Source organism: Micromonospora salmantinae (assembly GCF_022230905.1).
In the GTDB taxonomy this organism is placed as follows: Bacteria; Actinomycetota; Actinomycetes; order Mycobacteriales; family Micromonosporaceae; genus Micromonospora; species Micromonospora salmantinae.
This window is the reverse complement of sequence record NZ_JAKKFG010000004.1, coordinates 465989-492143: the sequence shown is the minus strand read 5'-3', so window position 1 is coordinate 492143 and position 26155 is coordinate 465989. Positions and strand designations below refer to the sequence as shown.

The window sequence follows — 26155 nt, the reverse complement described above, 5'->3', positions numbered from 1 at the left end:
GGCTTCAGGTTGATCGGGGAGGATGAGCGGCAAAGCATCGACTGGAAGGGGGCGGGTCGGCGTGCGGATCATGATCGCCGATGACGAGGCGGCCATCCGTGAGTCGCTGGAGCGGGTGCTCCAGGTCGAGGGTTACGGCACCAGCACCGCCGCCAACGGTCTCGCCGTGCTCGACGGGATCGGTGGCGCGGCGCCGGATCTGCTGATCCTCGACGTGATGATGCCCCGCCTCGGCGGGTTGGAGACCTGCCGGCGGTTGCGGGCGGCGGGTCGGGATCTGCCGGTGCTGATGCTGACCGCCCGGGATCAGGTCTCCGACCGGGTCGCGGGGCTGGACGCGGGCGCCGACGACTACCTGCCCAAGCCGTTCGCCACCGAGGAGTTGCTGGCCCGGGTCCGGGCTCTGCTGCGCCGCCGCGCGCCGGGCGACGACGAGTCGCAGATCCTGTCGTTCGCCGACGTCCGGCTCGATCCCGACAGGTTCGAGGCGTGGCGGGGTGGGCGGCCGCTGTATCTGACCCGGACCGAGTTCTCCCTGCTACAGGTTCTCGTGCGCAATGCGACCCGGGTGTTGACCCGCGACGTGCTGTTCGAGGCGATCTGGGGCTTCGACATGAGCACCACCGCGAACAACCTTCAGGTGTACGTGAGCTATCTGCGCCGCAAGATGGAGGCCGAGGGTGAGCCGCGACTGATTTACACGCTGCGCGGCCTGGGGTACACGCTGCGGGAGACTCCTCCGTGAGCAGGCCCGCCGGCCGGGAACCGCGTCGGCTGACCCGATGGTGGCGCCGGCGGTCCCTGCGGACCAGGCTGACGGTGATCGCGGCGACGGCCATCGCGGTCAGCGTGTTCGTGGCCTTCCAGGTGGCCAGCGAGCTGCTGGACTCGGAGCTGCAGGACAACGCCGAGAATCAGCTACGCGCGGACTCCCGCGTCCTGGCGACGACAGTGGAGCACACCGGTCTGGCGCAGGTCCAGCTACCGCCGTATCCCGGATCCGGTCGGCTGGTGCGGGTCATCCTGCCCGACGGTTCGACCCGGACGCCGGCCGGCCAACCCGCGCTGCCCCCCGTCAGCGGGCCCGCCGGGCGCGTGGCGCAGGGCGCCTCGGCCGACCTGATGGAGTCGAACGACAGCGACGACGACGGCTACCTCATCTACACGCTGCGGGTGGGCGACGGCGCGGTCCAGGTGGCCCGCAACAGCGACGACAGCCCGATCAACCGATTCGGGTTCGGCATGCTGCTGATCGGACTGCTCTGCGTGGCCGGAGGCGCCCTTGTCGGGCGGACCGTGGCGCGGACCGGACTGGCACCGATCGACCGGCTGACTGCCGCCGCGGTTCGTGTCGCGCAGACCCGGAACCTCGACGCCGACATCCCGGACGAGGGCAGCGGGGAGATCCGGCGGCTGATCCAGTCAATCAACGACATGCTCGCCGCGCTCCGGGACTCCCGGCGGGCCCAGCGGCTGCTCGCCGAGGACGCCGCCCACGAACTCAAGACCCCGCTCACCAGTCTGCGCCTCAACGTCGAGCTGCTGATCCGGCTCGATCGGCGCGGCACCCTGGACAGCGCACTGCCGGCCGAGAGCCGGACCCGGCTGCTCAACGATCTCGGCGCCCAGGTGGCCGAGTTGAGCACCCTTGCCGCCGAGCTGACCGACCTGGCGCGCGGCGACGTCAGCGACGAGAGCACCGAGCTGCTCAATTTCGCCGACGTGGTGGTGGCCGCCGCGACCCGGGCGCGTTCCCGCGTGCCCGACATCGGGATCGCGCTCGACGTGACCTCCGTGTGGGTGAGCGGGCGTTCCGCTGCGCTCCAGCGGGCGGTGCTCAACCTCATCGACAACGCCGGCAAGTGGTCCCCCGCTGACCAGCCGGTCCAGGTCCGGCTCCGTGCCGAGGGCGCGTCGGCGGTCCTCGAGGTCGACGACGCCGGGCCGGGCATCGACGCCGCCGACGTACCGCGGGTGTTCGACCGGTTCTACCGTGCCGGCAGTGCCCGGGCGCTGCCGGGCTCAGGTCTGGGCCTGTCGATCGTGCAGCGGGTCGTCGACGCCCACGCCGGCCGGGTCACCGTCGCCCGGTCCGCACGCGGTGGCGCGCTGCTGCGGATCATCCTTCCGGCCACCGCCCCGCCCGCTCCGATCACGCGGCTCACCGCGGGGGTGGACACGGTGGCGCGCTGACCCGCTGCGGCACGGCGCCGGGACCGCCACGGCACGCGGTGCCAGGACCCGCCGCAGCGGGCGACGCAGGACAAGGGCGGCGGACACGGTGACGGCCGCCGGGCCATGACAAAGATCCGGGACGAGCAAGAGCCCGTCCCGGATCTCGACTGTGCCGCCGCGCTCACCGTTGCGGCGCGGGCCCCTCCACGAGCGGCCGTTGATCGTCCGGCAGCTCCACCGGTCGGGACAACCGGCTCGGCCACCACATCCGCCGGCCGATCAGCAGGGTGAGGGCGGGCACCAGGACCGACCGCACCAGCAAGGCGTCGAGCAGCACGCCGAAGGCGACCAGGAACCCGACCTCGATCAGCATCACCAGCGGAAGTGAGGCGAGGACCGCGAACGTGGCCGCTAGGACCAGGCCGGCCGAGGTGATGACGCCACCGGTGGCGGAGAGGGCTTTGAGCATGCCCTCTCTGGTGCCGAGGCGCACGGTCTCCTCCCGGGCCCGGCTGGCCAGGAAAATGTTGTAGTCGATGCCGAGCGCCACCAGGAACAGGAATGCCAGCAGCGGCACCGAATAGTCGACGCCCTTGAACCCGAGGATCGTGTCGAAGACGAACACGCTGCCGCCGAAGGCTGCGGCGAATGAGACGATCACGGTCGCCATCAGGACCAGCGGGGCCACGATCGCTCGCAGCAGCAGCCCGAGGACGATCAGGACGACGGTGAGCACCAGCGGGATCACCAGCTTCTCGTCGCGGGTGGTGGTGACCTCGGTGTCGAGGTTCTCCGCGCTCGGTCCGCCGACGATCGCCTCCGCCCCGTTCACCGCGTGCACGGCGGTGCGCACCCGCTTGATCGTGTCGTACTCCGCGGCGGTGTCCGGCGCGTCGGTCGGGAACACGGAGATGTCGGCCCAGCCTCCGCTGGTCTGCCCCGGGACGGCCATGGCCACACCGTGAGTGCCCTTGACGATGTCGAGCACCCGGTCCTGGTGCGCCGGCCGCGTGAAGATCGTCATCGGCTGGCCGCCGAGTTCCGGGAAGTGCTGGCGGAGGACGGTGAAGCCGGTGACCGACTCCGGCGCGGACAGGAACTGGTCCTGCTCCCGCAGGGCGCCGGTGTTGCCCGCCAGCCCGATGGCGAGCAAGCCGAGGACTCCGAGCGAGCCCAGCGTCGCCACCCACCGGCGGCGGCTGATGGCGGTGCCGAGCCGTCCCCACAGCCCCGGCTTCTCCTGGACGGCCGTGTTGAACCGCGGGATGGCCGGCCAGAAGATCCGCCTGCCGAGCACCACGAGTAGCGCCGGGAACAGCGTCAGCATGGCCACCAGCGCGCACAGGATGCCGGCCGCGCCGATCGGGCCCAACCCGCTGGTGCTGTTCAGGTCGGCGACGAGCAGGCAGAGCAGGCCAGCGATCACGGTGGCCGCCGACGCGACGATGGCCGGTGCCGCGCCGCGTAGCGCATGGACCATCGCGACCCGGACGTCCTCGTGGTGGTGCAGTGTCTCCCGGTACCGGGCGATGAGCAACAGCGCGTAGTCCGTGCCGACGCCGAACACCAGGATCGTCAGCAGCGCCGAGTTCTGGTCGTTGATCACGATGCCGAAGCCCTTGACGAGCAGGTAGACGGTCGCCATCGCGGTCAGTGCGGCCGCGCCCACAGCCATGAGCGGGATGAACCACAACACCGGGCTGCGGTAGGTGAGGATCAGCAGGAGCGTGACGACGACAACGGTGGTGAGGAAGACCTGCAGGTCGATGCCGTCGAAGACGGCGTCCAGGTCGCCGTCGACCGCGGCCGGTCCGGTCACGTCGAGTTCCAGGCCGGCGGGGCGGTCCTTCGCAGCCTCACGCAACGGGCCGACGATGGTCTCCGGTGCGCCGTATGTCGTGCTCACGTCGAGGGTGAACATCATCGCCTTGCCGTCGGCGGAGGGTCTCGTCGGTGAGCCCTCCTCGTCCTCGCCGCCCGCCGCCGTCGCCTTCGGTGGGTACCGCTTGGCAAGGGTGTTGTGGTGGCGCTCGACCGACGCGCGGTCGGCGTCGGTCATGCCGCCGGCCCGGTGGTACACGAAGACGAACGTGTTGTCCTCACCGCCGGGCAGGCTGTCCTCCAGCACCGCCACCTTGGTGGACTCGGCGCTGGCCGGCAGGGTGTCCACGGCTCTGTCGGTGGTTACCGAGCTCAACTTCCCGCTCAGCGGCACCATGACCGCCGCCAGCGCCACCCACAACCCGATCACCAACCATGGCACCCACCGGCCTGCCAAGCGACCGGCCGGCGCTTCCCCGGGCGGCGCTGCCTTGACTGCCATCACTAGCTTCCTCCACACGGTTATCGCTCGTCTGATGCCGACTTCGTACCGAGCGAATCTGAGACGACCGTTAATGCGCCGCTCAGGCCGGGTGGCGGAACCAGGTGCCGAGCCCACGCCCCAGCGCGGTGGTGTCCAGATCCAGATCCTGCGCGGTGCAAGGTCCAGGCGACGCAGCCGTCGGGCCGGATCAGCTACGCGTCGAGGATGTGCTCGGGCAGTTCAACGAGGAAGTGCATCGGCACGGCGGCGACGATCGGCAGCACCCAGCGCAGCAACACGTACTCACCGAGACCGGCGAGGGCCAGACCGGTGGCGTTGAGAACTGCAGCGCCTTGGACCAGGTGAAGCTCGGCGGACGCCGGATCGAGCGGGGTGAGATCGACGCCGCGCTGCAGGCGCTACCCCATATCGCCGGCGCCGCCGCAGCGGTACAGCGCACCGCTGCGGGCAACCAACTGCTGGTGGGTACGTGATTCCGCACGACGGCGTCGCATGCGTGTAGCGCGGGAAGGTTGCGCTCGAGTTGGTCACGCCCGCTGGATCGGCACCCCGTCAAGCTACGCCGACGGCCATCGACGCCCTCGGTGTTCGACGACCAGTGGGTGGGGTTGGCCGGTGAGGGCTGCCAGGGCGGTGGCGACGGCGCGCAGGTCGGCTTTGATGTAGGTGGTGGTGCGGGTCCACGGCGGTCGGTGTGGCCGGCGCAGGTGCGAGCGTGATTCACCTCGCACAAGTTTGCCCCTGACGTCAACGTGAGGTTTTAGCGTGGTGATATGCAAATCAACGGCTCAACAGCTCTCGTGACCGGAGCTAACCGCGGCCTCGGCAAGGCCTTCGCCGAGGCCCTCCTCGTCCGGGGAGCCACCGTCTATGCGACCGCCCGTCGCCTGGAAAGCATCGACATCCCCGGCGCCATCGCGCTCCAGCTGGACATCACGGATCCCGCGTCCATCGAGGCCGCCGCAGGCAAGGTGGGCGACCTCGACATCCTCATCAACAACGCCGGCACCTCCACTGAAGCCCCGCTGCTCGGCCCCTCCACGGAGAACATCCGCCGCGACCTCGACACCAACTTCTGGGGCACTCTCAACGTCACCCGCGCCTTCGCGCCCAGGCTGGCCGGTGGCGCCATCCTCAATGTCATCTCGGCGCTGAGCTGGTACACCTTCAGCCCCGGCAGCAACGGCTACGCCGCCTCCAAGGCCGCGGAGTGGTCCCTGACGAACGGCATCCGGCTTGAGTTGGCCGACCAGAAGACTCTGGTCACCGCCCTGGCGCTGGCGATCGCCGACACGGACATGATGGCTGGCGTCGACATCCCCAAGCTCGCGCCCCACGAGGTGGTCGCCCAGGCCCTCGACGGACTGGAAGCAGGCAAGATCGAAGTCATCGCTGACAAGCCCACCGCCAACGTCAAGGCCTCCCTCTCCCGCGATCCCGCCGACTTCTACGCCGACATCACCGGCAACCTCTTCGCCTGACCTCACCGGTAATCCGCCTGCCGGAGTAAGCGGCTTGGTCAACGGACGTACGCCCGGCGGGCGGCCCGGATTCTCATGAAGCCGGGCCTCCGCCTGACCGCCGCAGGGGTGCGGACGGCGAGCGAAGCCCTGAAGATCGTGATCGACTTCGTGGTCTTGAAGCTGGCGCCTCCAAGGTGCGACCGATGGCTCCGGGAGGTCATAGGACCTTCTGCCCCTGCTCACAGGCCAGATGCGTCTTGGTGGTCAGACCGCCACGAGATCGTCCGAGCCCGTGATCGGCGGACCGGAGACCTCTTCAATTGTCGATCACCGCCACGCCGGGACCTTCACCAGCCACCACGACTTCCAAAACACGCCTTGGTGTCCTGCCGAGCCATCCGCCTCAACAGGCATATCCGGCAAGCCACACCGCCGCCGCGGCTAGGTTGAGCGCACGGCTCCTACAGCATCCTAGGAGGATGGCCTGGGGGGTTGGCTTCTTCAGGCCGAAACGCATCTTCTTGGCTCAGGGACTACCACAAGCTGCGGGCGCTGAGCGTCATCGAGCGCGGGTCGTTGATCCGTTGGCATTACAGGGCGCCGCCTGGGGTTCTGCCGGCCCGCCGGAGGGCCTGCGGGGTGTCTCGCTCGGCAGCAAGCAGCGCCTGGAATGTCGCCTGCAGGCGCCCGCGGCCGTGTAGTGCCAGCGCCGTGTCTTCCCAGTAGCGAGCTCGGCGCATGACAATCCGGGCTGGGTCGACTTGCCGGGCGTGATCGACGGCGGTGCCGTAGTTACCAAGTACCCGGGACACGCTGATCTTGCAAACAGCCAGGTCGAGCAGATTGAATTGCCCGACCTTCGTGTCACCGGTCCGACGGGCCGCTGCCTCGGCTTCGCCGAGCAGGGTCCGCGGCACGGCACACGGCACGCGGCACGCGGCACGCGGCTATGGTGAGAACGCGGCTGGTCACACCGCACTGATGATCTTAAAACACCCGTGGCGGTCAGAGCCAGGTGCGCACATTGGCGGACGTCACTCCTGGCACCGCCCACCAGGAGAGCGCTGAAGGCCGACCGATTCGCACCCGCCTTCATCTTATGCGGCCTCACATGTTGAGATCACGTCACGCGCAGAATACAGTCGGTTACTGTACCGACGGCCGCATGGGCGCATCGACTCATGTCGCTCGCGGGCACAACCGCACCGCAGCATCTTCAACGGGGGCGCCATGTTCGACTTCAATGCATTCGCCAGTCGTTCTGATGACGTCAGCAGGGGCTCGAGCTCACTTCCGTAGCGGGCAGACCGCCCGGCCCGGAGCAGAAGCAGGTCGTTCAAGCCGCTCTAACCGGTAATGAGAAATTCACCTGACTCGGGCACCCTAGCGTTCAAAAACCCTTTGCTGCCTAACCCGACTGATCTACCTGGCAACTCTGGGACTAAGAAGGGCTGCAATGAATGGCATCTCACAAATTCAACATACTCGGGCCCCTGAATTTGATGGCCGACGGCCAGTCCAGACATATCAAAGGCCGGCGGCAACAGGTCATTCTAGCCATGCTCCTGCAGGCGGCAAATAAGGTCGCACCCATCACCAGACTGGTCGATGCCGTGTGGGCCGACAATCCACCATCCACCGCACGGTCTCAGGTGCAGATCGGCATCTCCGCATTACGCCGGACACTCAAGGAGGCCGGCTTCGGGGACATCATCGTCACGCAATCACCCGGCTACCTGATCCGCGTCGCCGACGACCAACTCGATGCGACGGTCTTCGAGGCACACGTTGAAGAGGCGCGGCGTCTGGTCGGACTGGGGCAGCCGGAAGCGGCGATATCCGCCTACCGAAGGGCCTTGGCGCTGACCCAGGGGCCGGCCCTCGCCGACATCGACAGTCCGCTCGTGCAAGCGACCGCGAACCGCCTCGACGAACAGCGGATCGTCACCCATGAGGAGTGCATCGAACTCGAACTGGCCCTCGGCCGACACAACAGCGTGATAGCCGAGCTCGGGGAACTGGTCGCTGAGTATCCTCTACGGGAACGACTGCGTGCGCAGCAGATGGTGGCCCTCTCACGCGCTGGCCGCCCGGGTGAGGCGCTGCATGCTTACCGGGACGCCCGGGACACCTCGGTCGAGGAACTCGGCATCTTTCCCGGCGAAGATCTGCAGGAGATCGAGCATGCGATCCTGACTGGCGACGAGAGCCTGCACTCCCCGCTGTCGAGCTGGGTAAGCGATCGCCTGTCGAGTGACAGCGCGCCGACGCCACGGATGCTGCCGGCGGCGCCGGCGGACTTCACCGGCAGGTCGTCGGTCAGCGACCACATGCTGCGGCTGTTCACCCCGGAAGGCTCCCGGACCGCGAACGCCGTCAAACTCGCGGCCGTCGCCGGACCGGGCGGGGTCGGCAAGACGGCTCTGATCCTGCACACGGCGCATGCGATCAGCGAGCAGTACCCCGACGGTCAGCTCTTCGCCCGGCTTCAGGACGACCAGCGCGGCCTGGTCGACCCCGCATACCTGTTGGAGCTGTTCCTTCGCGCGCTCGGTGTGCCCGCAAACGCGATACCCCCGGCACTCGAGGACCGGGCCGCCCTCTATCGCAGTCACATCGCCAGCCACCGTCTTCTCATAGTGCTCGACGACGTGGCCAGCGAACAACAGGTCCTGCCTCTGCTGCCGGGCAGCGACACCTGTGCGGTCCTGGTCAGCAGCCGACAACGCCTCACCGGCCTGCCCGGGGCGCACCACGTCGAACTGGGCGTGCTACCCGCCGATGAGGCGTTGAGCCTGATGGCCCGGATGGTCGGCCAACGCCGTGTCGACGCCGAGGTCGAGGCCGCCCACGAGATCGTCGAGCTGTGCGACGGCCTGCCACTGGCACTGCGCATCATCGGCGCGCGAATCGCCGCCCGACCGCACCGCTCACTGGCCCGCATCGCCAACCGGCTGTCCGTCGAGGAGAGCCGCCTCGACGAGTTGGTACACGACGGGCTGGCGGTCCGTGCAAACATTCTGCTCACCTACAAGAATCTGGACGAGATGACGCGGTGCCTGCTCCGTCGGCTCGCGCTCACCCAGACGCCCGAGTTTCCCGGCTGGATAGCCGCGGCTCTCCTCGACACCGATCTCACCACCGGGGAGAACGTCCTCGACAATCTGGTCGAGGCGCACCTGGTCGACGTCGTCGACACCCATGGCTCGTGGTTGCCCAGGTTCCGGATGCACGACCTCGTCCGACTCTTCGCCCAGGAGCAGCTGCACGACGAAGACGGCCCGGCTGAGGCGCGGGACGCGGTACAACGGGCGCTCGGCGGATGGCTGCTGCTGGCGGAGGCGGCCCACTCCCGGCTCTACGGCGGGGACTACACCGTCCTGCACGGCGACGCGCCACGGTGGAAGAGCCTCCTCACCGCCGTGGACGACCTGACCCTCGCCCCCATGGAGTGGTTTCTGCAGGAGCGGCCGTCCCTGCTGGGAGCGGTCAACCAGGCCGCGCGGATAGGCCTGGACGAGCATTGCTGGGAGCTGGCCGTCACGTCCGTGACCCTCTTCGAAGCCAAGGGCTACTTCACCGACTGGCGGGAAACCCACCGCCTCGCCCTCGCCGAGACCCGTCGGGCCGACAATCGCCGAGGCCAGGCGGCGGTGCTCAACTCGCTCGGCTCCCTGCTCGCCACCAGCGGCCAGAGCGAGGAGGCGCGGTTCCTCCTCGAACGCGCCCAGGTGCTCTTCGACGAGGTCAACGACCAGTACGGAACCGCGCTGGTGCGCCGCAACCTGGCCTTCCTCGACCGGCTGGCCGGTCAGCTGGACCGGGCGATGAACAACTACTTCCACAGCCTGCAACAGCTGCGCCTCACCGGGGACCACATCGGAGGGGCACACGTGCTGAACGGCATGGCACAGATCGCCCTGGAGCAGGGCGACCACGACAACGCGAAAGGCTGGCTGGAGGAAGCCCTGGTCATCTGCGCCGAGCACAACAACCACCGGGTCGCCGCCCAGGTGCGTCACCGGCTCGGCGAGATGTACCTGCAACGAGACGACGTCGACGCGGCCGATGAGACATTTCGCAGCGTGCTCGCCACCGTGCGCGAGGCCGAAGACCAGCTCGGGATCGCCTTCGCGCTGGAGGCCCTGGGTCGGGTCCGTATCCGGCAGGACAGGCTCTCGGAGGCTCGCGAGTTGCTGCTCCAGGCGCAGAAGCTCAGCCACGAGGCGGGCAACCAACCCCTGTCCGCGCGTGCCCTGCTCAGCTTGGGCATCCTGCACGAACGGCGGGGCGAGCCGCACACCGCATCGCGGTATCTCACCGAAGCCCTCGTGCTGTTCGAGCAGATGGGCGCCAGGGCCTGGCTCGGGCAGACGCTGGAAGCCCTCGCCGAGCTGCATCTGCACCAGGGCGACCAGGCCGACGCTGCGGCCCGGGGGCAGGCGCCCGTGGACGCGCTGGACAGCATCGGCTCGCGGGAGGCCGGCGAGCTGCGTCGCCGGCTCGCCGCACGGCTGCTCGAGAACCGGGGCGCACCCGGCCAGGATGCCGTGAACTAGACCGGGCGACGTCGCGGGAGCTCGATAGTCCTTTCGATGGTTGTTCGATAGTGAGTCGAAGTCCGACGCTGGCACACCTGAGACGTGGCAGCTACGGACGTTCACCCGGCACGGCGCTCCTTCACACCCTTCTTGGTGCTGTGGTCTGGTCAGATCGTCGCGGTGGTCGGCAACTCGGTCCTCCGCTTCGCCTTCGTCGTCCACGCGTGGCAGCACGGCGGTGGCGCGACCGCGGTGGCCCTCCTCGCGCTCTGTGCCGTGCTGCCGCAGATCCTGCTCGGTCCGTTGGCCGGCGCGCTGATCGACCGATGCCGGCTGCGGGTGGCGCTGCAACTGTCCGGCCTGGGCGGTCTGGTGATCGTCGTGGGATTCGCCGTCGCGACGTCCGCTACCGCGATCCCGCTGCCCGGCCTCTACCTGGTGGTCACGCTGCTGGGCGTCGCAGCCGCGTTCCAGTACCCGGCGCTGTCCTCGGCCGTGCCACTGATGGTGGGCCGGGAACACCTCCGTCGGGCGAACGCCCTGTTGGCGACCGCGCGCAGCGCGGCCGAGGTCTTCGGCCCCGCACTGGCCGCAGGTCTACTCGCCGTCGGTGGGCTGCGGAGCACGGTATGGACCAACGTGGTCGCGCTCGTCGTCGCCCTGGTGACGGTCTGGTGCGTGCCGCTCCCGGCCCGGCGCGGTCCGGCGGAGCCGGCCACCGAGCCGCGAGGCGTACTGCGTGAGTCGCTGGACGGACTCCGGCTGATGCGCGACACGCCCAGTTTCGGCGGGTTGGCGGCGATGGTGTTCATGGTGAACCTCTGCATGGTCTTCGGTCTCATCGTGACGCAGCCGATGATCCTGCGGCAGACCGGTGACTCAGCCGCGCTGGCGACGGTCATGGCCTGCTCCGGCATCGGGGGTATCGCCGGCGGACTGCTCGCCGGGGCACGAACCTGGAAGCGGTCTCGAATCAGCACCGTGAACCTGGGGATCGTCGCCGCCTGTCTCGGCTCACTCGTCCTGGTCGGCTGCGTGCGTCGGGTGCCGCTCTGGTGCGCCGGCGTGCTGGCGGGGTCGGCCGCACTGGCCGTGGTGAACACCGACATCCAGTCGATAGTGCAGACCAAGGTGCCACCCGGCACGCAGGGCCGGATGTTCGGAGCGATGCAGCTCATCGGCGACGCGTCGGTCCCCCTGGCGATGGGTGTGGCGGGGCCGCTGGCCGATGAGGTCTTCGAACCACTGGACGGGGGTGCGCCGGCCCTCGTGACCGCGCTGGCCCCGCTCGTCGGTTCGGGACCGGGCAGCGGCATGGCGGTGATGCTGCTGATCGCCGGGGTGGGCGGCGTCGCGGTCGCGCTGTGCGCGCAGGCCTGGCCCCCGCTCCGTGACATCGACATCCTCGTACCGGACCTGCCCGACGGCCGTACCGGCCATGGTGACCTCGTCGCCCGGCCAGAGCGGATGGCGTCGTGATCCCGGCCGACTCCACCGTTCCGGATGCCTTCCGCCGGGTCGCCGCCGGCTCGCCGGACGCCGTCGCGCTGATCGCCGAGGACCGGACCATGACGTACCGGGAGTTGGACGAACTCTCCGACCGACTCGCCGCCGCCATCGCGCCGGAGACCGCGCTGACCGGGCGCACGATCGGCATCGAGTTGGCACGCGGGGTCGACCTCGTGGTGGCCGAACTGGGCGTGCTCAAAGCCGGCGCAGCCTGCCTCATGCTCGACCCCGCCCTGCCGCCGCACCGCCGCCGGACCATGGGGATCGACGCCGACATCGACGTCCTGGTGTCTGACGGTCGCGATCCGGTCGTACCCCATCGGCGTCTGATCTCGCCGCGACCACCGGCGGCATCGCGCCAGCCGCCGCGGTTCACCGCGGCGCCCGACGATCCGGCCTGGGTGATGTTCACCTCGGGATCCACCGGCCGCCCCAAGGGCGTGGTCGCCACCCACCGATCGGTGACCGCGACCATCGCCGCGCTGCTGGCTCGCGGTTGCCGGCCGGGCGAGCGGTGGTTGCAGTGCGCGCCGATCTCCTGGGACGCCCACGCGCTCGAGGTGTGGAGCCCACTGCTGACCGGCGGCTCCTGTGTGCTGTACCCGGGGCGACGCATCGACCCGGCGCGGCTGGCCACGCTCTTCACCCGCTCCGGCGTGACCGCCGCCTACCTGTCGGCGAGCTTGTTCAACGTGGTCGTCGACGAGATGCCGGACGTCTTCGCGGGTGTGCACACCGTCATCACGGGCGGCGAGGCGGCCTCACCGGCGCACCTCGGACGGATCATGGCCCGGCATCCGCACCTGCGGCTCTACAACGGGTACGGCCCGGTCGAAACGATGATCTTCCAGACCCTGCACCGAGTCCGGCCGGCTGACACCGAGGCGCCGGACGTGCCCATCGGCACCCCGCTGCCGGGCAAGCCGGTGCGGCTTCTCGACGAGCGGCTCCGGCCGGTGCCGGATGGCCAGATCGGCGATCTGTACGCCGGCGGCGCCGGCGTCGCCCTGAGCTACCTCGGCCGGCCCCGCGAGACCGCCGACCGATTCATGCCGGACCCCGGTGGGACCGGTACGCGTCTCTACCGCACCGGCGACCGGGCCTGGCGTGACCCGGACGGATTGCTGCACTTCGCCGGTCGGCTCGACAACCAACTCAAGATCCGCGGATTCCGGGTGGAGCCGGAGGAGGTGGAGAGCGTCCTGTCCCGCAGCCCGGCCGTCGACCGCGTCGCCGTGGCCGCCGACGCCGAATCCACCCGACTGGTCGCCTACGTGGTACCGGACGCCGCCGACCCGGCGGCCGTCGAGCGGCAGCTCCGGCCGTACGCCGCCCGACACCTGCCCGAGCATCTGGTCCCCGACACGCTGGTCGTGGTCGACGACCTGCCACGTACCGCCAGTGGCAAGCTGGACCGGGCCGCGCTGCCCCGACTCGTCCCCGCGCCCGCCGGTGGATCGGCGGCGGAGGCGTCCCGGGGACCAGCCGAGTCCTTGGTCGGCCGGGTCTTCGGGGACGTCCTCGGGACCGCGTCGGTGTCCCGCACGGACGACTTCTTCGCGCTCGGCGGTGACTCGCTCCGCGCCGTCCGCGTGCTCAGCCGGATCAACGCCACCACCGGTGCCGCGCTCGACATCGCGGAACTGTTCGACAACCCGACCGTCGCGGCGCTGGCCCGGCGGCTGGACGGCTACCAACTCCGCGAGCCGGCGAGCCCGACCCCGACCCCCGCGCCGGCAGACGCCACCGTGCTGTCCCCGGCGCAGCGGCGGCTGTGGCTGCTCGACCAGGCCGGCGCGGGACCGGCGTACCTCGTGCCTATCCGCATCGCGCTGCGGGGGCCGCTCGACGCGACCGTGCTGACGGCGGCGATCCGGGACGTCGTGGCACGGCACGAGCCACTGCGCACGGTGTTCCCGGCCGAGGACGGCTCCCCCCGAGCGGTGGTGCGGCCACCCGCGGAGGTCGACGTGCCGTTGCACACCGCCGGCCCGGACGCCGTCAGACGCGCCGCCACCCGGGCGTTCGACCTCGCCCGCGAGGTTCCGCTACGGGTCACGCTGTCACCCGGGCCGGCCCCCGACGAGCACACCCTGCTGCTCACGATGCACCACATCGCGGTCGACGGTTGGTCCCTGCGCCCACTGCTGCGCGACCTCGGCGACGCGTACGCCGCTCGGCTGGCCGGTGGGCCGCCGCAGTGGCCCGCGCTGCCGAGCCACGCCGAGTACCACCGGGCCGAAGCCGACCGGCTCGGCGCTCCGGACGACCCTGGCAGTACGTCCGCCCGTCAGCTCGCCTTCTGGCGACGTACGCTCGACGGCCTCCGACCCCGCTCCGCGTGGCCCGTTGGCACCGGGATGAGGACCGAGCTGCGGCACCTGGACCGGACCGCCTCGGCGGCGGTGGCCGCCACCGCCGCCCGCCACGGCGTGACACCGTTCATGGTGTTGCACGCCGCGCTGGCCGTCGCGCTCCGGCGGGCGCAGACCAGCACCGACGTCGTGGTCGCCGCCCCGGTGGCCGGCCGGCACGACCCGGCCGCGGACGACCTCGTCGGTTTCTTCGTCAACCAGGTCGTGCTGCGGTGCGATCTCGCCGGCGATCCGGACATCGCCGAGCTGCTTCGTCGCGTCCGGGCCGCGGACGTCGCCGCCTTCGCTCACCAGGACATCCCGTTCGACCTGGTGGTGCAACGGTTGAACCCGCCCCGCGTCCCCGGGCGGATGCCCTTCACCGACATCGCCCTCGTCCTGCAGAACAACTCCGGCACCACGTTGTCGCTCCCCGGCGTCGAGGCGGCGGTGCGCGTCGTGCGCCCCCGTGCCCCCCGGTACGGCCTCCTCGTCGAGGTGACCGAGGAGGCCGGCGGCCTCACCGTCGCCGTCGAACAACGCGACGGTACGGGCCCGGCCCTCGACGCCTCGATCATGGCTGACGGCCTGCGGACCGCACTCACGGCGATCACCACCGGACCGGCCACCGCGCGGATCAGCACGCTGCTCGCGGCCACGGCGGAACCCACCGAGGCGCCGCCCTCCGAACCGTCTCCCACCGTGTCCACCGCCCCGGCTTCCCGGCTCGTCCGGCTGATCAGCAACGTCTGGTCCGAACTCCTGGACACGCCGGCCGTCACGCCGCATGACGACTTCTTCCGGCTGGGCGGCTCGTCCCTGACGGCGGTACGGGCGGCCGCACGGCTCAGCCGGCAGGGACTCCCCGTCTCCACGGCAATGATCTTCAGTCACCCCACGGTGTCCGCGCTGGCCAGCGCGCTGTCGCGCAGCACGGACCGACCACTGCCCCCGATCCCCCGAGCGCCCCGCCACCGAGACATCCACGCCCCGACCAAGGAAGTCGACAAATGAACCTGAGCGTGCTCTTCTTCGGTGCCGACGACGCCAGCACCGACAACGGCCATCGGGAGGCGTACGACCGCGTGCTGCGCGTGGCCTCCGCCGCCGACGCCGACGGTTACCACGCCGTCTGGCTCCCGGAACGGCACTTCCAACAGATCGGCCAGGCGTTCAGCAGCCCGGCGGTGCTGGCCGCGGCACTCGCCGTCACCACCCGGCGCATCCAGCTACGGGCCGGCAGCGTCGTCCTTCCGCTGCATCACCCCCTACGGATCGTCGAGGACTGGGCGATCGTCGACAACCTCTCCGGCGGCCGAGCCGGCATCTCCCTGGCGACCGGCTGGCACTCGAAGGACTTCGTCCTCGCCCCGGACCGGTACGACGATCGCCGGGACCGGGTCGCCGCCGCCGTGCCGCTGTTGCGCGGCCTGTGGGGCGGAGACACGATGACCCTCCCGGACGGTGCCGGAGCCAAGGCCACCGTGGCCCCTGGGCCGCGACCGATCTCGTCGACACTGCCGCTCTGGTTGACCACCTCCGGCAACCCGGCCACCTGGGAACAGGCCGGCAGGCTGGGTGTGAACGTCCTCGCGGCCACGATGGGCCAGACCCGGGCGGAGCTGGCCGGCAAGATCCGCCGGTACCGGCAGGCATATCGGGACACCGGGACCGGGCCGGGCACGGTGACGCTCATGGCCCACACGTACGCCGGCGCCGACGACGACACGGCGCTGCGGATCGCCGGACCGCCGCTGCGCCGCTACCTGCGGTCCTACCTCGGGCAGCTGGCCACGAACGGTGACCCGGCGACACCGGCCGTCGACTCCCTGCCCGAGGCGCAGCTCGACCGCCTGGTCGAGCTGGCCCTACGCCGATACGTCGACTGGGGCAGCCTGATCGGCTCCCCCGAGACCTGCGCGCGGTCGCTCGCCGACCTGGCCAACATCGGCTGCGACGAGGTGGCCTGCTTCGTCGACTTCGGAATCCCGATCGATGAGATCCTGGCCGGTCTGCGGCGCATCGCACCGGCCACCGTGGAGGTGGACCAGACATGAATTCCGCGCCGAATCGTTCCCCGCTGTCCCGCGGCGAACGCTTCCTCCGGCTCAGCAGAGAGCAACGGATCGGCGTACTCCGCCAACTGGTCGCGGCCGGACGTACAGCGGAGATTCCGGCGGTGATTCCGCCCCTCGACGAGGACACACCGGAGCGCCTCAGCCCGGCTCAGGAGGATCTCTGGGTGTACGAGACCCTCTACCCGGGGGCGTCGCTCAACCTGTCGGTTGCCTACCACTTCCACGAGCCGGTGCAGGTCTCGCTGCTGGAACGGGCGCTGACCTGGCTGCAGGAGCGCCACGAGGTGTTACGGCTGCGAATCACCGGAGAAGCCGGCGATCTGCGGGTCGACTTTCCCGAGCGGGGGCCGTTCCGGCTGGAGCGCGTCGACGTGGCCGACGACGAGGCGGCCCGGCGCGTCACCGAGGAGTTCAGCCGGCGGCCGTTCCGGCTCGACAGCGACCAACTGATCCGCGGCTGCCACCTGCCACTGGACGAGCAGCGGTCGGTCCTCTGCCTGACGCTGCACCACATCGTCACCGACTGGTGGTCGTTCGACGTGCTGCACCGCGACCTGGTGCGGGCCTACCAGTCGCTGCGGAACGGCGTCCCACCGGATGCCGACCCACCCCTGGTCCGCTACGCGAGTTTCGCCGGGTGGCAACGGGAGCTGGAGGCGTCCGGTGTCTTCGGTGCCCAGCTCACGTTCTGGCAGCGCCACCTCGACGGTGTACGGGGCCCGCTGGCCGTCCGTGGCACTGGCGCCGCGCAACGCGGCGGGCCGGACAGCATCGCCCAGGTGCCGATTCGACTGCCAGCCGACATCGCACCGGCCGTACGCGCCTGCGCCGCGTCGCAGGGCGTCAGCGTCTACAGCGTGCTCGCCACCGCGTTCGCCGTCCTCGCGCATCGGCTCACCGGCGAACCGGACCTGCTCATCGGCACTCCGCTCGCCAACCGGACCGCCCGTGGACTGCGCGATGTCGTCGGTTACGTAATGAACGTCGTACCGACCCGCTGGCGGTTCGAGCCGACCGACACGTTCACCCGGTTGGTGAAGGACTTCGCGGCCGAGTTCCCGAGCCTGATGGTCAACGCTGACGTCCCCGTCGGACGAATCGTCGCGGCGGTGGACCCACCTCGGACGCCGGGCGTCTCGCCGCTGTTCCAGTGGGTGTTCATGTACCTGCCGCGCCGGCAGGGCGACGTCGACCTGCACACCATCAGCGAGCCACGACGGATCCACACCGGTGGCGAATACGACCTTGTCTGCATCGTGCGGGAATCCGAGCAGGGCGACCTGGAGGGCACATTCGAGATCCGGACCGACGCCTGCGACCCGGCCACCGCCGCGTCGTGGGCGGAGAGCTTCGCGGTCCTGCTCGCCGGTCTGGTGTCGAGTCCGGAGGCTCCGGTCAGCCGAGGGGCGTTGGTGTCCGAACCGCTCGACGTGGAGCTGGCCGAACCGGAACCGGCTCCGTCGCTCTCCGATTCGGTGGCCCGATGGGCGACCCAGCGACCGGACGCGGTGGCGCTCGAGGCCGCCGACGAGGCGTGGACCTACGCGCGGCTGCACGCCGAGGTCGACAGCGCCACGGCCCGGCTGCGCGCGGCCGGCGTCCGGCCGCACGACGTGGTCGCGCTCGCCCTGCCCCGATCGGCTGAACTCGCCGTCATGGCGCTGGCCACGGACCGGATCGGCGCCGCCTACCTGCCGGTCGATCCCGCTCTCCCCCCGGGACGGCGGGACGTGCTGCTCGCCGCCACGACGCCGGCCGTCCTGGTGACCCTGGAGGATGGTCCGGGGGCGGTCGCGACCCCGCGCCTCACGGCGCTGGCCGGCGAAGCCGCGCTGCCGAGGGTGGCGTACGTCCGGCACACCGCCTCCGGCGACCGACCGGCGGCGGTGCCGATCACCCGGCACGCGCTCGGCGTGTTCGCCGCGGACCTCACCGAGCGGCTGGCCCTCACCGGCGACGACCGGGTCGCCCAGCTCAGCGCGCCGAACTGCGATCACCTGGTCGCCGGGATGTGCCTGGCCTTCACCGCCGGCGCCGCTCTGGTGGTCGGGCCCGCCGATACGGCAACCGGGACCGAGATCGGCGCGTTCCTCGACGATCGTCGGATCAGCGCCCTGCTGACCACGCCGACGTCACTGGCCACCGTGCCGGCCGCCGGCCACCCGACACTCCGGGTGATCTGTGTCGGCGGCGACGTCTGTCCGCCCGATCTGGTGCGTACCTGGGTCGCGGGCGACGTGCCACGACGGCTGCACAACGCGTACGGGTCGACCGAGACGACCATCGTGGCGACGGTCACCGATCCCCTCACACCGGGAACCGGACGGGTGCCGATCGGACGACCGACGCGGGGGACGCGGACGTACGTGCTCGACGCCGACCTGTGTCCCCTCCCGCTCGGCGTACCGGGTGAGCTGTACGTCGGCGGCGTCGGTGTGTCGCCGGGATACCTGCGCCGGCCAGGCGGGACCACCGACCGCTTCGTTCCCGACCCGTTCGCCGGTACCCCCGAGGCACACATGTACCGCACCGGCGATCTGGTACGCCGCCGTCCGGACGGCCAACTGGACTACCTCGGTCGCGTCGACGACCAGATCGTGCTGGACGGCCACCGGATCGAACCGGAGCGGATCGAGGAGGTGCTGACCGCCCAGCCCGGCGTGACCCGGGCCCTGGCGGTGTGCCGTGGCGACGCCCCGCAACGGCCCGCCCTGGTGGCCTACGTCCTGCCGCAGGCTGGTGCCACCGTCGAACCGGATCGGCTGATCGCCGCCTGCCAGGCGGCGCTACCCCAACATCTGGTGCCCGGCGCCGTAACGGTCCTGGACGCCCTCCCGCTCACCCCGAGCGGCAAGGTGGACCGCGCCGCGCTGCCCGCCCCCGACCTGGCGTCTTCCCGTCCACCGGCCGTCGACACCCCGGACGTGGAACTGTTCCGCCGGCTGTTCGCCGAGCTTCTCGACTGCGCCGAGGTCGGACCGGAGGACAACTTCTTCGCCTCCGGCGGCGACAGCATCCGCGCGATCCTGCTGGTCGGCAGGGCCCGCGCCGCGGGGCGCCGGATCACCGTCCGGCAGCTCTACACCTGGCAGACCCCGGTGGCGCTCAGCCAGGTGGCGACCGAACTGGACGACTCCCTCCCGGTAGCCACCGATGCCCCCGAGGGCGCGCTACCACCGCCCCCGATCGTTCAGTGGTGGCACGAGATCGGCGGTGACATCTCCGCCTTCACCGTGTCGCTGCGGCTGTCCATCGAGGCCGGGGTGGCCCATGACGACCTGCTGGCGGCGGTGAACGCCCTCGTCGAGGCACACCCGGCCGCCCGGCTTCGCCTGGTCGAGACCGCCGGCCCGGACTGGCACCTTCGGATCCTCCCCGTCGCGGAGACCCCGCCGCCGACGGTGGACGAATGGGACGGCACCGACCAGCCGCCGGAACTGATCGACCAGGCCGTGCACCGGATCGCGACCGGCACCCGGCTCGACCCGACCGCCGGTCGGATGCTCGCGGCGACCCGGATCGTCACCGGCGGCGACACCGACGTCCTGGTCCTCGTGGCCCATCACTTGGCCGTGGACGGCGCCTCGGTACAACTGCTGCGGGACGACCTGCTCGACCGGCTGCGCGGGCAGGCGCCACCGAACTCCCAGGGTCAGACGTCGTACCGGGAGTGGGCGCTGATGCTACGGCGCCGCAGCGGCACGATCGGCGCGGAGGCGGAACGCTGGCGGTCGGTGCTGCGGGCCCCCGGCACCCGGCTGTCCGACCGTCCGGCCAGCGGGCCACGGCGGATGGTGAACGTGCAACTTCCGGCCGGACCGACCGGCTCGTTGCTCGGCCCGGTGCTCGCGCGCTACGGGTGCGGTCCGTACGACATCCTGATGACCGCGCTGGTGGCCGCTGCCGTCAGTTGGCGTGGCGCGGGTAGCGGACTGCTGGTGGATCTGGAGGGACACGGCCGGGAGGCGCCGATCCCGGGCGTCGACGTCTCACGGACCCTCGGCTGGTTCACCACCGTCTTCCCGGCCCTCATCGATCCGGGACCGGCGGCCGTCGAGGCATTCTGGACGGCCCCCGGGGGGATCGCGCCGATGGTGCGCGCGGTGACCGCCCAACTGCACGACATTCCGCTCAACGGCCTGGACTTCGGGCTCCTGCGGTACGCCAACGCGGATACCGCCGCCGCGCTCGCCGCCGAGCCCGCGGCGGACGTCGCGCTCAACTACTACGGCAGGTTCCGGGCCACCGGGGAGGACGACACCGAGATGCTCGGTCTGGTCGACGTGGACGCCATCCCGATCCAGCACGCGCTCGAGGTGGGTGTGGTCGCGGCGATGGACGACCGGGGCTTGCGGTTGCTGACCACGCTGGCCTACCCCGCGGACACGCTGTCCGAGAGCGAGGTGACCGAGTTCGCGCGGCGGTGGTCCGCCGCCCTCGACCGGATCGCCTCGGCCGGCGGCGAGGAGGGGTCGTGACCGGCGCACCCGGGGGCGGCCCCGGCGAGGCGGAATTTCCGGTCTCGCCCGGACAACTGCGGCTGCTGGTGCTCGAACAGTTGCAGCCGGGGAGCGCCCAGTATCACGTGCCCATCGCGTTCGCGGTGGACGGTTCCTTCGACCCGGCGGCGTTCGGCCGGGCGCTGACCGCCGTGATTCGCCGACACGAGGCGTTGCGGACCAGCTTCCCGGTCCGCAACGGACGTTTCGTCCAGGCGGTCGCCGCCGAGCCGACCGTGGACGTGCGGGTGACCGACGGTTGGTCGCCGGCTGAGGTTCCGGCCGTCATGGCGGACGCGGCGCGTGAACCGTTCGATCTGGCCGACGGCCCCCTGCTGCGCTGCCGGATCTACGGCCTCACCGACGGCAGCCACCGTCTGCTGCTGGTGGTACACCATCTGGTCTGCGACGGTTGGTCGGTCGCCATCCTCCTGCAGGATCTGGCCACCGCGTACGCCGGTGGTGGCCTGGAGCCGCCGCCGTTGCAGTACCCGGACGTGGCGGTGTGGCAGCACGACCTGCTCAGCTCCGGTGGCTACGGCGAGGCCATCGCCGACTGGCGGGCTGAGCTGGCCGGCGTGCCGGACGTTCTGGCGCTGCCGGCCGACCGGACCCGGCCGCAGATCCAGTCGGCCGCGGGCGACAGCGTCGCCGTGCCCCTCGGCGACGACGTGGCCGAGCGCGTCCGGGCCGTCGCGGCCCGGACCGGCAGCACCGACTTCGCGGTCCTGCTGGCCACGTTCGGGGTGTTCCTCGGTCGGGTGTCCGGTGCCACCGACCTGCTGGTCGGCGTGCCGGTCGCGGGTCGGGACCACCCGGACCTGCAGGACGTGGTCGGGCTGCTGACCAACACCGTGGCGGTACGCGTCGACCTGTCCGGTGACCCGTCGTTCGTCGCGATGGTGCGTCGTGTCCGCGACCGGCTGGCCTGGTCGAGGGCGCGACAGGCGGCGCCGTGGACCGAGGTCGTGGCCGCTCTGGCGCCCGAGCGACGGCTCAGCCACGACCCGGTGGTCCAGGCCATGTTCTCGTACGACGACGCGGCCGGCGAGTTGGCGCTGCCCGACGCCCGGGTCCGGCGGGTCGACGTCGGCGTGACGGCGGCCAAGTCCGATCTGCTGGGCTACCTGGAGAACACCCGCGACGGTCTCTCGCTACGCCTGATCTACCGGACCGACCTGTTCGAGCCGTCGACCATGCGGCACTGGGCACGTGCCTTCGCCACCCTGATCGATGGACTGCTCGCCGCGCCCGACCAGCCGGTGGAGACCGCCGAACTGCTCGACGACGAGTCCCGCCGCATGATGCTGCGGGACTGGAACCACACCGACGAGGTGGTGCCGAACGCCCGGGTACCGGAACTGATCGCTCAGCGGGCCACCGCCCACCCCGAGCGGACCGCGCTGGTCGCCGACGGACACGTGGTGAGCTATCGGGACCTGGTCAGCCGGGCCGACAGGATCGCCGACCGGCTGCGTGCGGCCGGCACCGGTCCCGGCTCGGTCGTCGCCCTCCTCCTGCCGCGCGGCGCGGAGTTCGGGGTGGCTGCCCTGGGGGTGTTGCGCGCTGGCTGCGCCTATCTGCCGGTGGATCCCTGGCAACCCGCGCAACGCATACGGTTCATCCTGGCCGACGCGGGCGCGGAGGTGGTCATCGCCCGGGCCGACACCGCCGTCGAGGCAGCAGCCTGCGATCTTCCTGTGCTGTTGCTCGACGCGGCGGCGCGCACCGCCGGCGAGGTGTCGCGAGCGACCGCGCACCGCGGACGCCGCCCGGACAGTGACCTCGCCTACCTGATCTACACGTCCGGATCGACGGGACAGCCCAAGGGCGTCCGGGTCGGCCACCCCGCGCTGACCAATCTGGCGACCGCCGTCGCCCGTCGTCTCGGACTCGACGCCGAGGACCGCGTCCTGCAGTTCGTCTCCGTCACGTTCGACGTCGCGGTGGCCGACTACTTCATGACCTGGGTGGCCGGCGCCGAACTGCACGTCGCCGCCGACTGTGAACGGCTCGGCCGGCCACTGCTCGCCCGGCTCCGGGACGCCCGGATCACCTGGTGCTTCCTGCCACCGTCGGCGGGGATGTCGCTTCCGTACGACGAGGAGGCGCTCCCCGCGCTGAGAGCGTTCGCCTTCTGCGGCGAGCAGTGCCCGGCGGAACTGGTCGCCCGGTGGTCTCGGCCCGGTCGCCGGATCATCAACGCGTACGGCCCCACCGAGGCCGCCGTGTTCACCACCAGCGCGGACCTGACGGTCGACCGGCCCGTGGTGATCGGCCGTCCGCTGCCCAACCACCGGGCCTACCTGTTGGACGGCCGACTGCGCCCGGTGCCGGTCGGCGTGCCCGGTGAGCTCTACCTCGCGGGACGAGGGCTCGCCGACGGGTACGCCGTGCGGGCGCGGGAGACCGCCGCGCGTTTCGTGCCCGACCCGTTCGGGCCGCCGGGATCCCGGATGTACCGCACCGGCGACCTCGCCCGGTACGACAGTGCCGGCATGCTGACGTACCTCGGCCGGACCGATCACCAGGTCAAACTGCACGGCTTCCGGATCGAGTTGGAGGAGGTCGAGTCGGTGCTGTCCGGCCACCCGCAGGTGGCCCGGGCGGCCGTCGCGGTCCGGGGCGACGGCCAGCACCGCAGGCTCGCGGCCTACGTGGTCGCCGCCGGAGTCGCGCCGGGGCCGGAGTCGCTGCGGACCTGGCTCGCCGACCGGCTACCGGAGTACATGGTGCCGGAGGTGTTCGTCCCGCTGCCCGACCTCCCGCAGGGTCAGACCGGGAAGGTGGACCGCTCGCGGCTACCCGCGGTGGAGGCGGTCCGGCCCGCGCTGACACATGCGTACGTGGCCGCGGTGACCCCGATGCAACGCCGACTGGCCGAGGTGTGGGCCGCCGCGCTGGAGGTGGACCGGGTCGGCGTCAACGACAACTTCTTCGATCTGGGCGGCAATTCGATCCGCGCCCTGGCCGTCGTGGAGCGGCTCCGGTCCTGGCCGGAGAGTCAGATCACCCTGATGGACCTGTTCCGGCACACCACCGTGGCGGCGCTGGCCAGGCGGATGGAGATCGGCCCGGCGTCGGTCGATCTCGGGGATGCGCGGCGTCGTGGCGAACGACGGGCGTTGGTGCTGGGATCCGCCCGCGGCGCGGCGAAGGACAGGACGAGCGACAGGAGAATTCCGTGAACGTGACGACTGATGTGGCCGTTGTCGGCATGAGTGCTCGGTTCCCCGGCGCCAGCGACGTCGGCGAGTACTGGACGAGCCTGCGGACGGGGCGATGCTCGATCCGCCGCTTCGACGCCGAGACGCTGGCGGCCTCCGGGGTGCCGGTCGAGGAGCGACAGCGCCCCGACTACGTCCCGGCCAAGGGCTTTCTCGACGACGCCGACCGGTTCGAGGCCGGGCTGTTCGGGTTCTCCGCGCCGGAAGCGACCGTCGCGGACCCGCAGCATCGTCTGCTGCTGGAATCGGCCTGGGCCGCGTTCGAGGACGCCGGGTACGACCCCTCCCGGGCACCGGCCGCCACCGGCGTGTTCGTCGGCGGCGGTCAGTCCGAGCACATGATCGCCACGCTGGCCGACGCGGCGCTGCGCGCTCAGCTCGGCGATCTGCAACTGCGGATCCTCACCGATCGCGAGTTCCTGGCTCCCTGGCTGTCGTACCGGTTCGGGCTGACCGGACCGAGCGTGACCGTGCAGACCGCGTGCTCGACCTCGCTGACCGCGGTGCACCTGGCGGCGCGGGCCCTGCTCGTCGGCGAGTGCGACGTGGCGCTGGCCGGTGGGGTGTCGGTGGACACCCCGGCCGCGGTCGGCTACCGCTACCAGGAGGGCGGCATCTTCGCGGCCGACGGGCGATGCCGACCGTTCGCCGAGGCCGCGGCGGGCACGGTCAGTGGGTGCGGCGCCGGTCTCGTCGTGCTGCGCCGCTGGGAGGACGCGGTGGCCGACGGTGACCCGATCCGGGCGGTCATCCACGCCAGTGCGATGACCAATGACGGCGCGCTGCGGGCCGCGTTCTCCGCTCCGGGGGTGGACGGACACTCGCGGGCGATCACCGAGGCGTGGGCGGCCGCCGGCACCGTTCCGGCCCGGGCGCAGTACCTGGAGCTGCACGGGACCGGAACAGCGCTGGGCGACCAGATCGAAGCCGAGGCGGCCGGTAACGCGATCGGGTCGGGCAACCGATGTGCCGTCGGCTCGGTCAAGGGCAACGTCGGGCATCTCGACGCGGCCGCCGGGGTGGCCGGCCTGATCAAGGTCATTCTCATGCTGGAACACCGCACGCTGGTGCCGACGGCCGGGGTGGACCGGCCGATGGCGGCCGTCGAGCCGAACGGCCCCGGGCCGCTGCGGCTGGTGACCGAGACCGAACAGTGGCCGGCGCCGCCGGACGGACACCGCCTCGGCGGGGTGTCGGGTCTGGGTATCGGCGGCACCGACGTGCACGTCGTGGTGGGTCAGGCGGATCCGGTCGAGGCGGCCCCGACCGCACGGGTACCGCGCGCGGAGGTGCTTCCGTTGTCCGCGACCGGTCCGGCCCAGCTCGCCGCCACCGCCGAGCGGCTCGCCGAGGCGCTGCGCCGGCCCGGTGCCCCGTGTGTGGCCGACGTGGCGTACACGTTGCGGACTGCCCGGGCCGCGCTGCCCGCCCGGGCGGTGGTGGTCGCGTCCACGCCGGCGGAGGCCGTTGCGGCGTTGGAGCAGGTGGCGGCCGGACGTGCACCGGCTCTGCCCGGGTGGGCCAGCCACTACGCCGCCTGGGTCTCCGGCGCGGACGTCGACTGGCCGGCGACGGTGGGCCGCCGGGTCAACCTGCCGGGCACGCTGCTGCGCGGCGAGCGATTCGGCTGGCGGAGCCTGGGCGACGTCGCCACCATGCCGACGGACCGGACGCCCGAGTCGGGCCGGCCGAGCGAACAGGTGGTCCTGGCGATGATCTGCGAAGTCCTGGGGCTGGCCGACGGCGACGACCTGGACCGGTCGTTCTTCGCGGCCGGCGGGGACTCCCTGGGCGCTGTCGCGCTGGCCGGCAGGATCGGCGACCGATTCGGCCTGGACGTCGACCTCGATTCCTTCTTCGACGCCGAGAGCCTGCATGACCTGGCCGCGCGGGTGGCGCGGGACGATCGGGCCGCGTCGGACGATCTGGTCGACGCCCTGCTCAGCGAGGCCGAGACGGCGTCCCGCGCGTCCGCGTAGGCGG

13 protein-coding genes are annotated in these 26155 nt (G+C 71.2%); 11 read left to right on the top strand and 2 right to left on the bottom strand.

Annotation, left to right across the window (positions count from 1 at the left end; all coding sequences use genetic code 11):
* The first annotated feature begins 70 nt into the window (after window positions 1-70).
* Together PSH03_RS04550 and PSH03_RS04545 are read left to right on the top strand one after the other, a co-directional pair.
* Entirely contained in the window at window positions 71-745 is a 675-nt protein-coding gene (locus PSH03_RS04550) for a response regulator transcription factor (RefSeq protein ID WP_282102765.1), read from the top strand.
* Window positions 742-2193 (top strand): HAMP domain-containing sensor histidine kinase, encoded by a 1452-nt coding sequence (locus PSH03_RS04545; protein WP_210780662.1) that lies wholly within the window; start codon window positions 742-744, stop codon window positions 2191-2193. The genes PSH03_RS04550 and PSH03_RS04545 overlap by 4 nt, the downstream gene beginning before the upstream one ends.
* Window positions 2194-2356: 163 nt before the next feature.
* On the opposite strand, the gene PSH03_RS04540 is transcribed toward PSH03_RS04545, so the two are convergent.
* A complete protein-coding gene (locus tag PSH03_RS04540; RefSeq protein WP_210780663.1) occupies window positions 2357-4498 on the bottom strand; it encodes an MMPL family transporter in 2142 nt (713 codons plus the stop codon).
* 209 nt (window positions 4499-4707) lie between these two features.
* Between PSH03_RS04540 and PSH03_RS04535 the strand changes: the two genes are divergently transcribed.
* Window positions 4708-4974, top strand: coding sequence for a hypothetical protein (locus PSH03_RS04535; protein WP_210780664.1), 267 nt, complete (start codon window positions 4708-4710; stop codon window positions 4972-4974).
* 300 nt (window positions 4975-5274) lie between these two features.
* The gene (locus tag PSH03_RS04530; protein ID WP_210780665.1) at window positions 5275-5982 is read left to right on the top strand and encodes an SDR family oxidoreductase; all 708 of its coding nucleotides are present in this window, start codon (window positions 5275-5277) and stop codon (window positions 5980-5982) included.
* A 572-nt stretch (window positions 5983-6554) separates the two neighbouring features.
* Here PSH03_RS04530 and PSH03_RS04525 read toward each other — a convergent pair.
* Window positions 6555-6881 carry a hypothetical protein gene (locus PSH03_RS04525; RefSeq protein ID WP_238688352.1) on the bottom strand — a complete coding sequence of 109 codons (327 nt, stop codon included), beginning with the start codon at window positions 6879-6881 and terminating at the stop codon, window positions 6555-6557.
* Between the two features lie 543 nt (window positions 6882-7424).
* Here PSH03_RS04525 and PSH03_RS04520 point away from each other — a divergent pair.
* From PSH03_RS04520 to PSH03_RS32780, 7 genes are all read left to right on the top strand, one after another.
* Complete coding sequence (locus PSH03_RS04520; RefSeq protein ID WP_308194348.1) at window positions 7425-10523, top strand: AfsR/SARP family transcriptional regulator; 3099 nt, start codon at window positions 7425-7427, stop codon at window positions 10521-10523.
* Between the two features lie 135 nt (window positions 10524-10658).
* Entirely contained in the window at window positions 10659-11984 is a 1326-nt protein-coding gene (locus PSH03_RS04515; RefSeq protein WP_210780667.1) for an MFS transporter, read from the top strand.
* Entirely contained in the window at window positions 11981-15382 is a 3402-nt protein-coding gene (locus PSH03_RS32790; protein WP_238688350.1) for a non-ribosomal peptide synthetase, read from the top strand. Before PSH03_RS04515 ends, PSH03_RS32790 begins: the two co-directional genes overlap by 4 nt.
* On the top strand, window positions 15379-16425 hold the full coding sequence (locus PSH03_RS04505; RefSeq protein WP_238688349.1) for a MupA/Atu3671 family FMN-dependent luciferase-like monooxygenase: 1047 nt from the start codon (window positions 15379-15381) through the stop codon (window positions 16423-16425). The genes PSH03_RS32790 and PSH03_RS04505 overlap by 4 nt, the downstream gene beginning before the upstream one ends.
* A complete protein-coding gene (locus tag PSH03_RS04500; protein ID WP_238688348.1) occupies window positions 16422-20924 on the top strand; it encodes a condensation domain-containing protein in 4503 nt (1500 codons plus the stop codon). Before PSH03_RS04505 ends, PSH03_RS04500 begins: the two co-directional genes overlap by 4 nt.
* On the top strand, window positions 20921-24133 hold the full coding sequence (locus tag PSH03_RS32785) for a non-ribosomal peptide synthetase (protein WP_238688347.1): 3213 nt from the start codon (window positions 20921-20923) through the stop codon (window positions 24131-24133). Before PSH03_RS04500 ends, PSH03_RS32785 begins: the two co-directional genes overlap by 4 nt.
* A complete protein-coding gene (locus PSH03_RS32780; protein ID WP_238688346.1) occupies window positions 24130-26151 on the top strand; it encodes a beta-ketoacyl synthase N-terminal-like domain-containing protein in 2022 nt (673 codons plus the stop codon). Before PSH03_RS32785 ends, PSH03_RS32780 begins: the two co-directional genes overlap by 4 nt.
* Window positions 26152-26155: the final 4 nt, after the last annotated feature.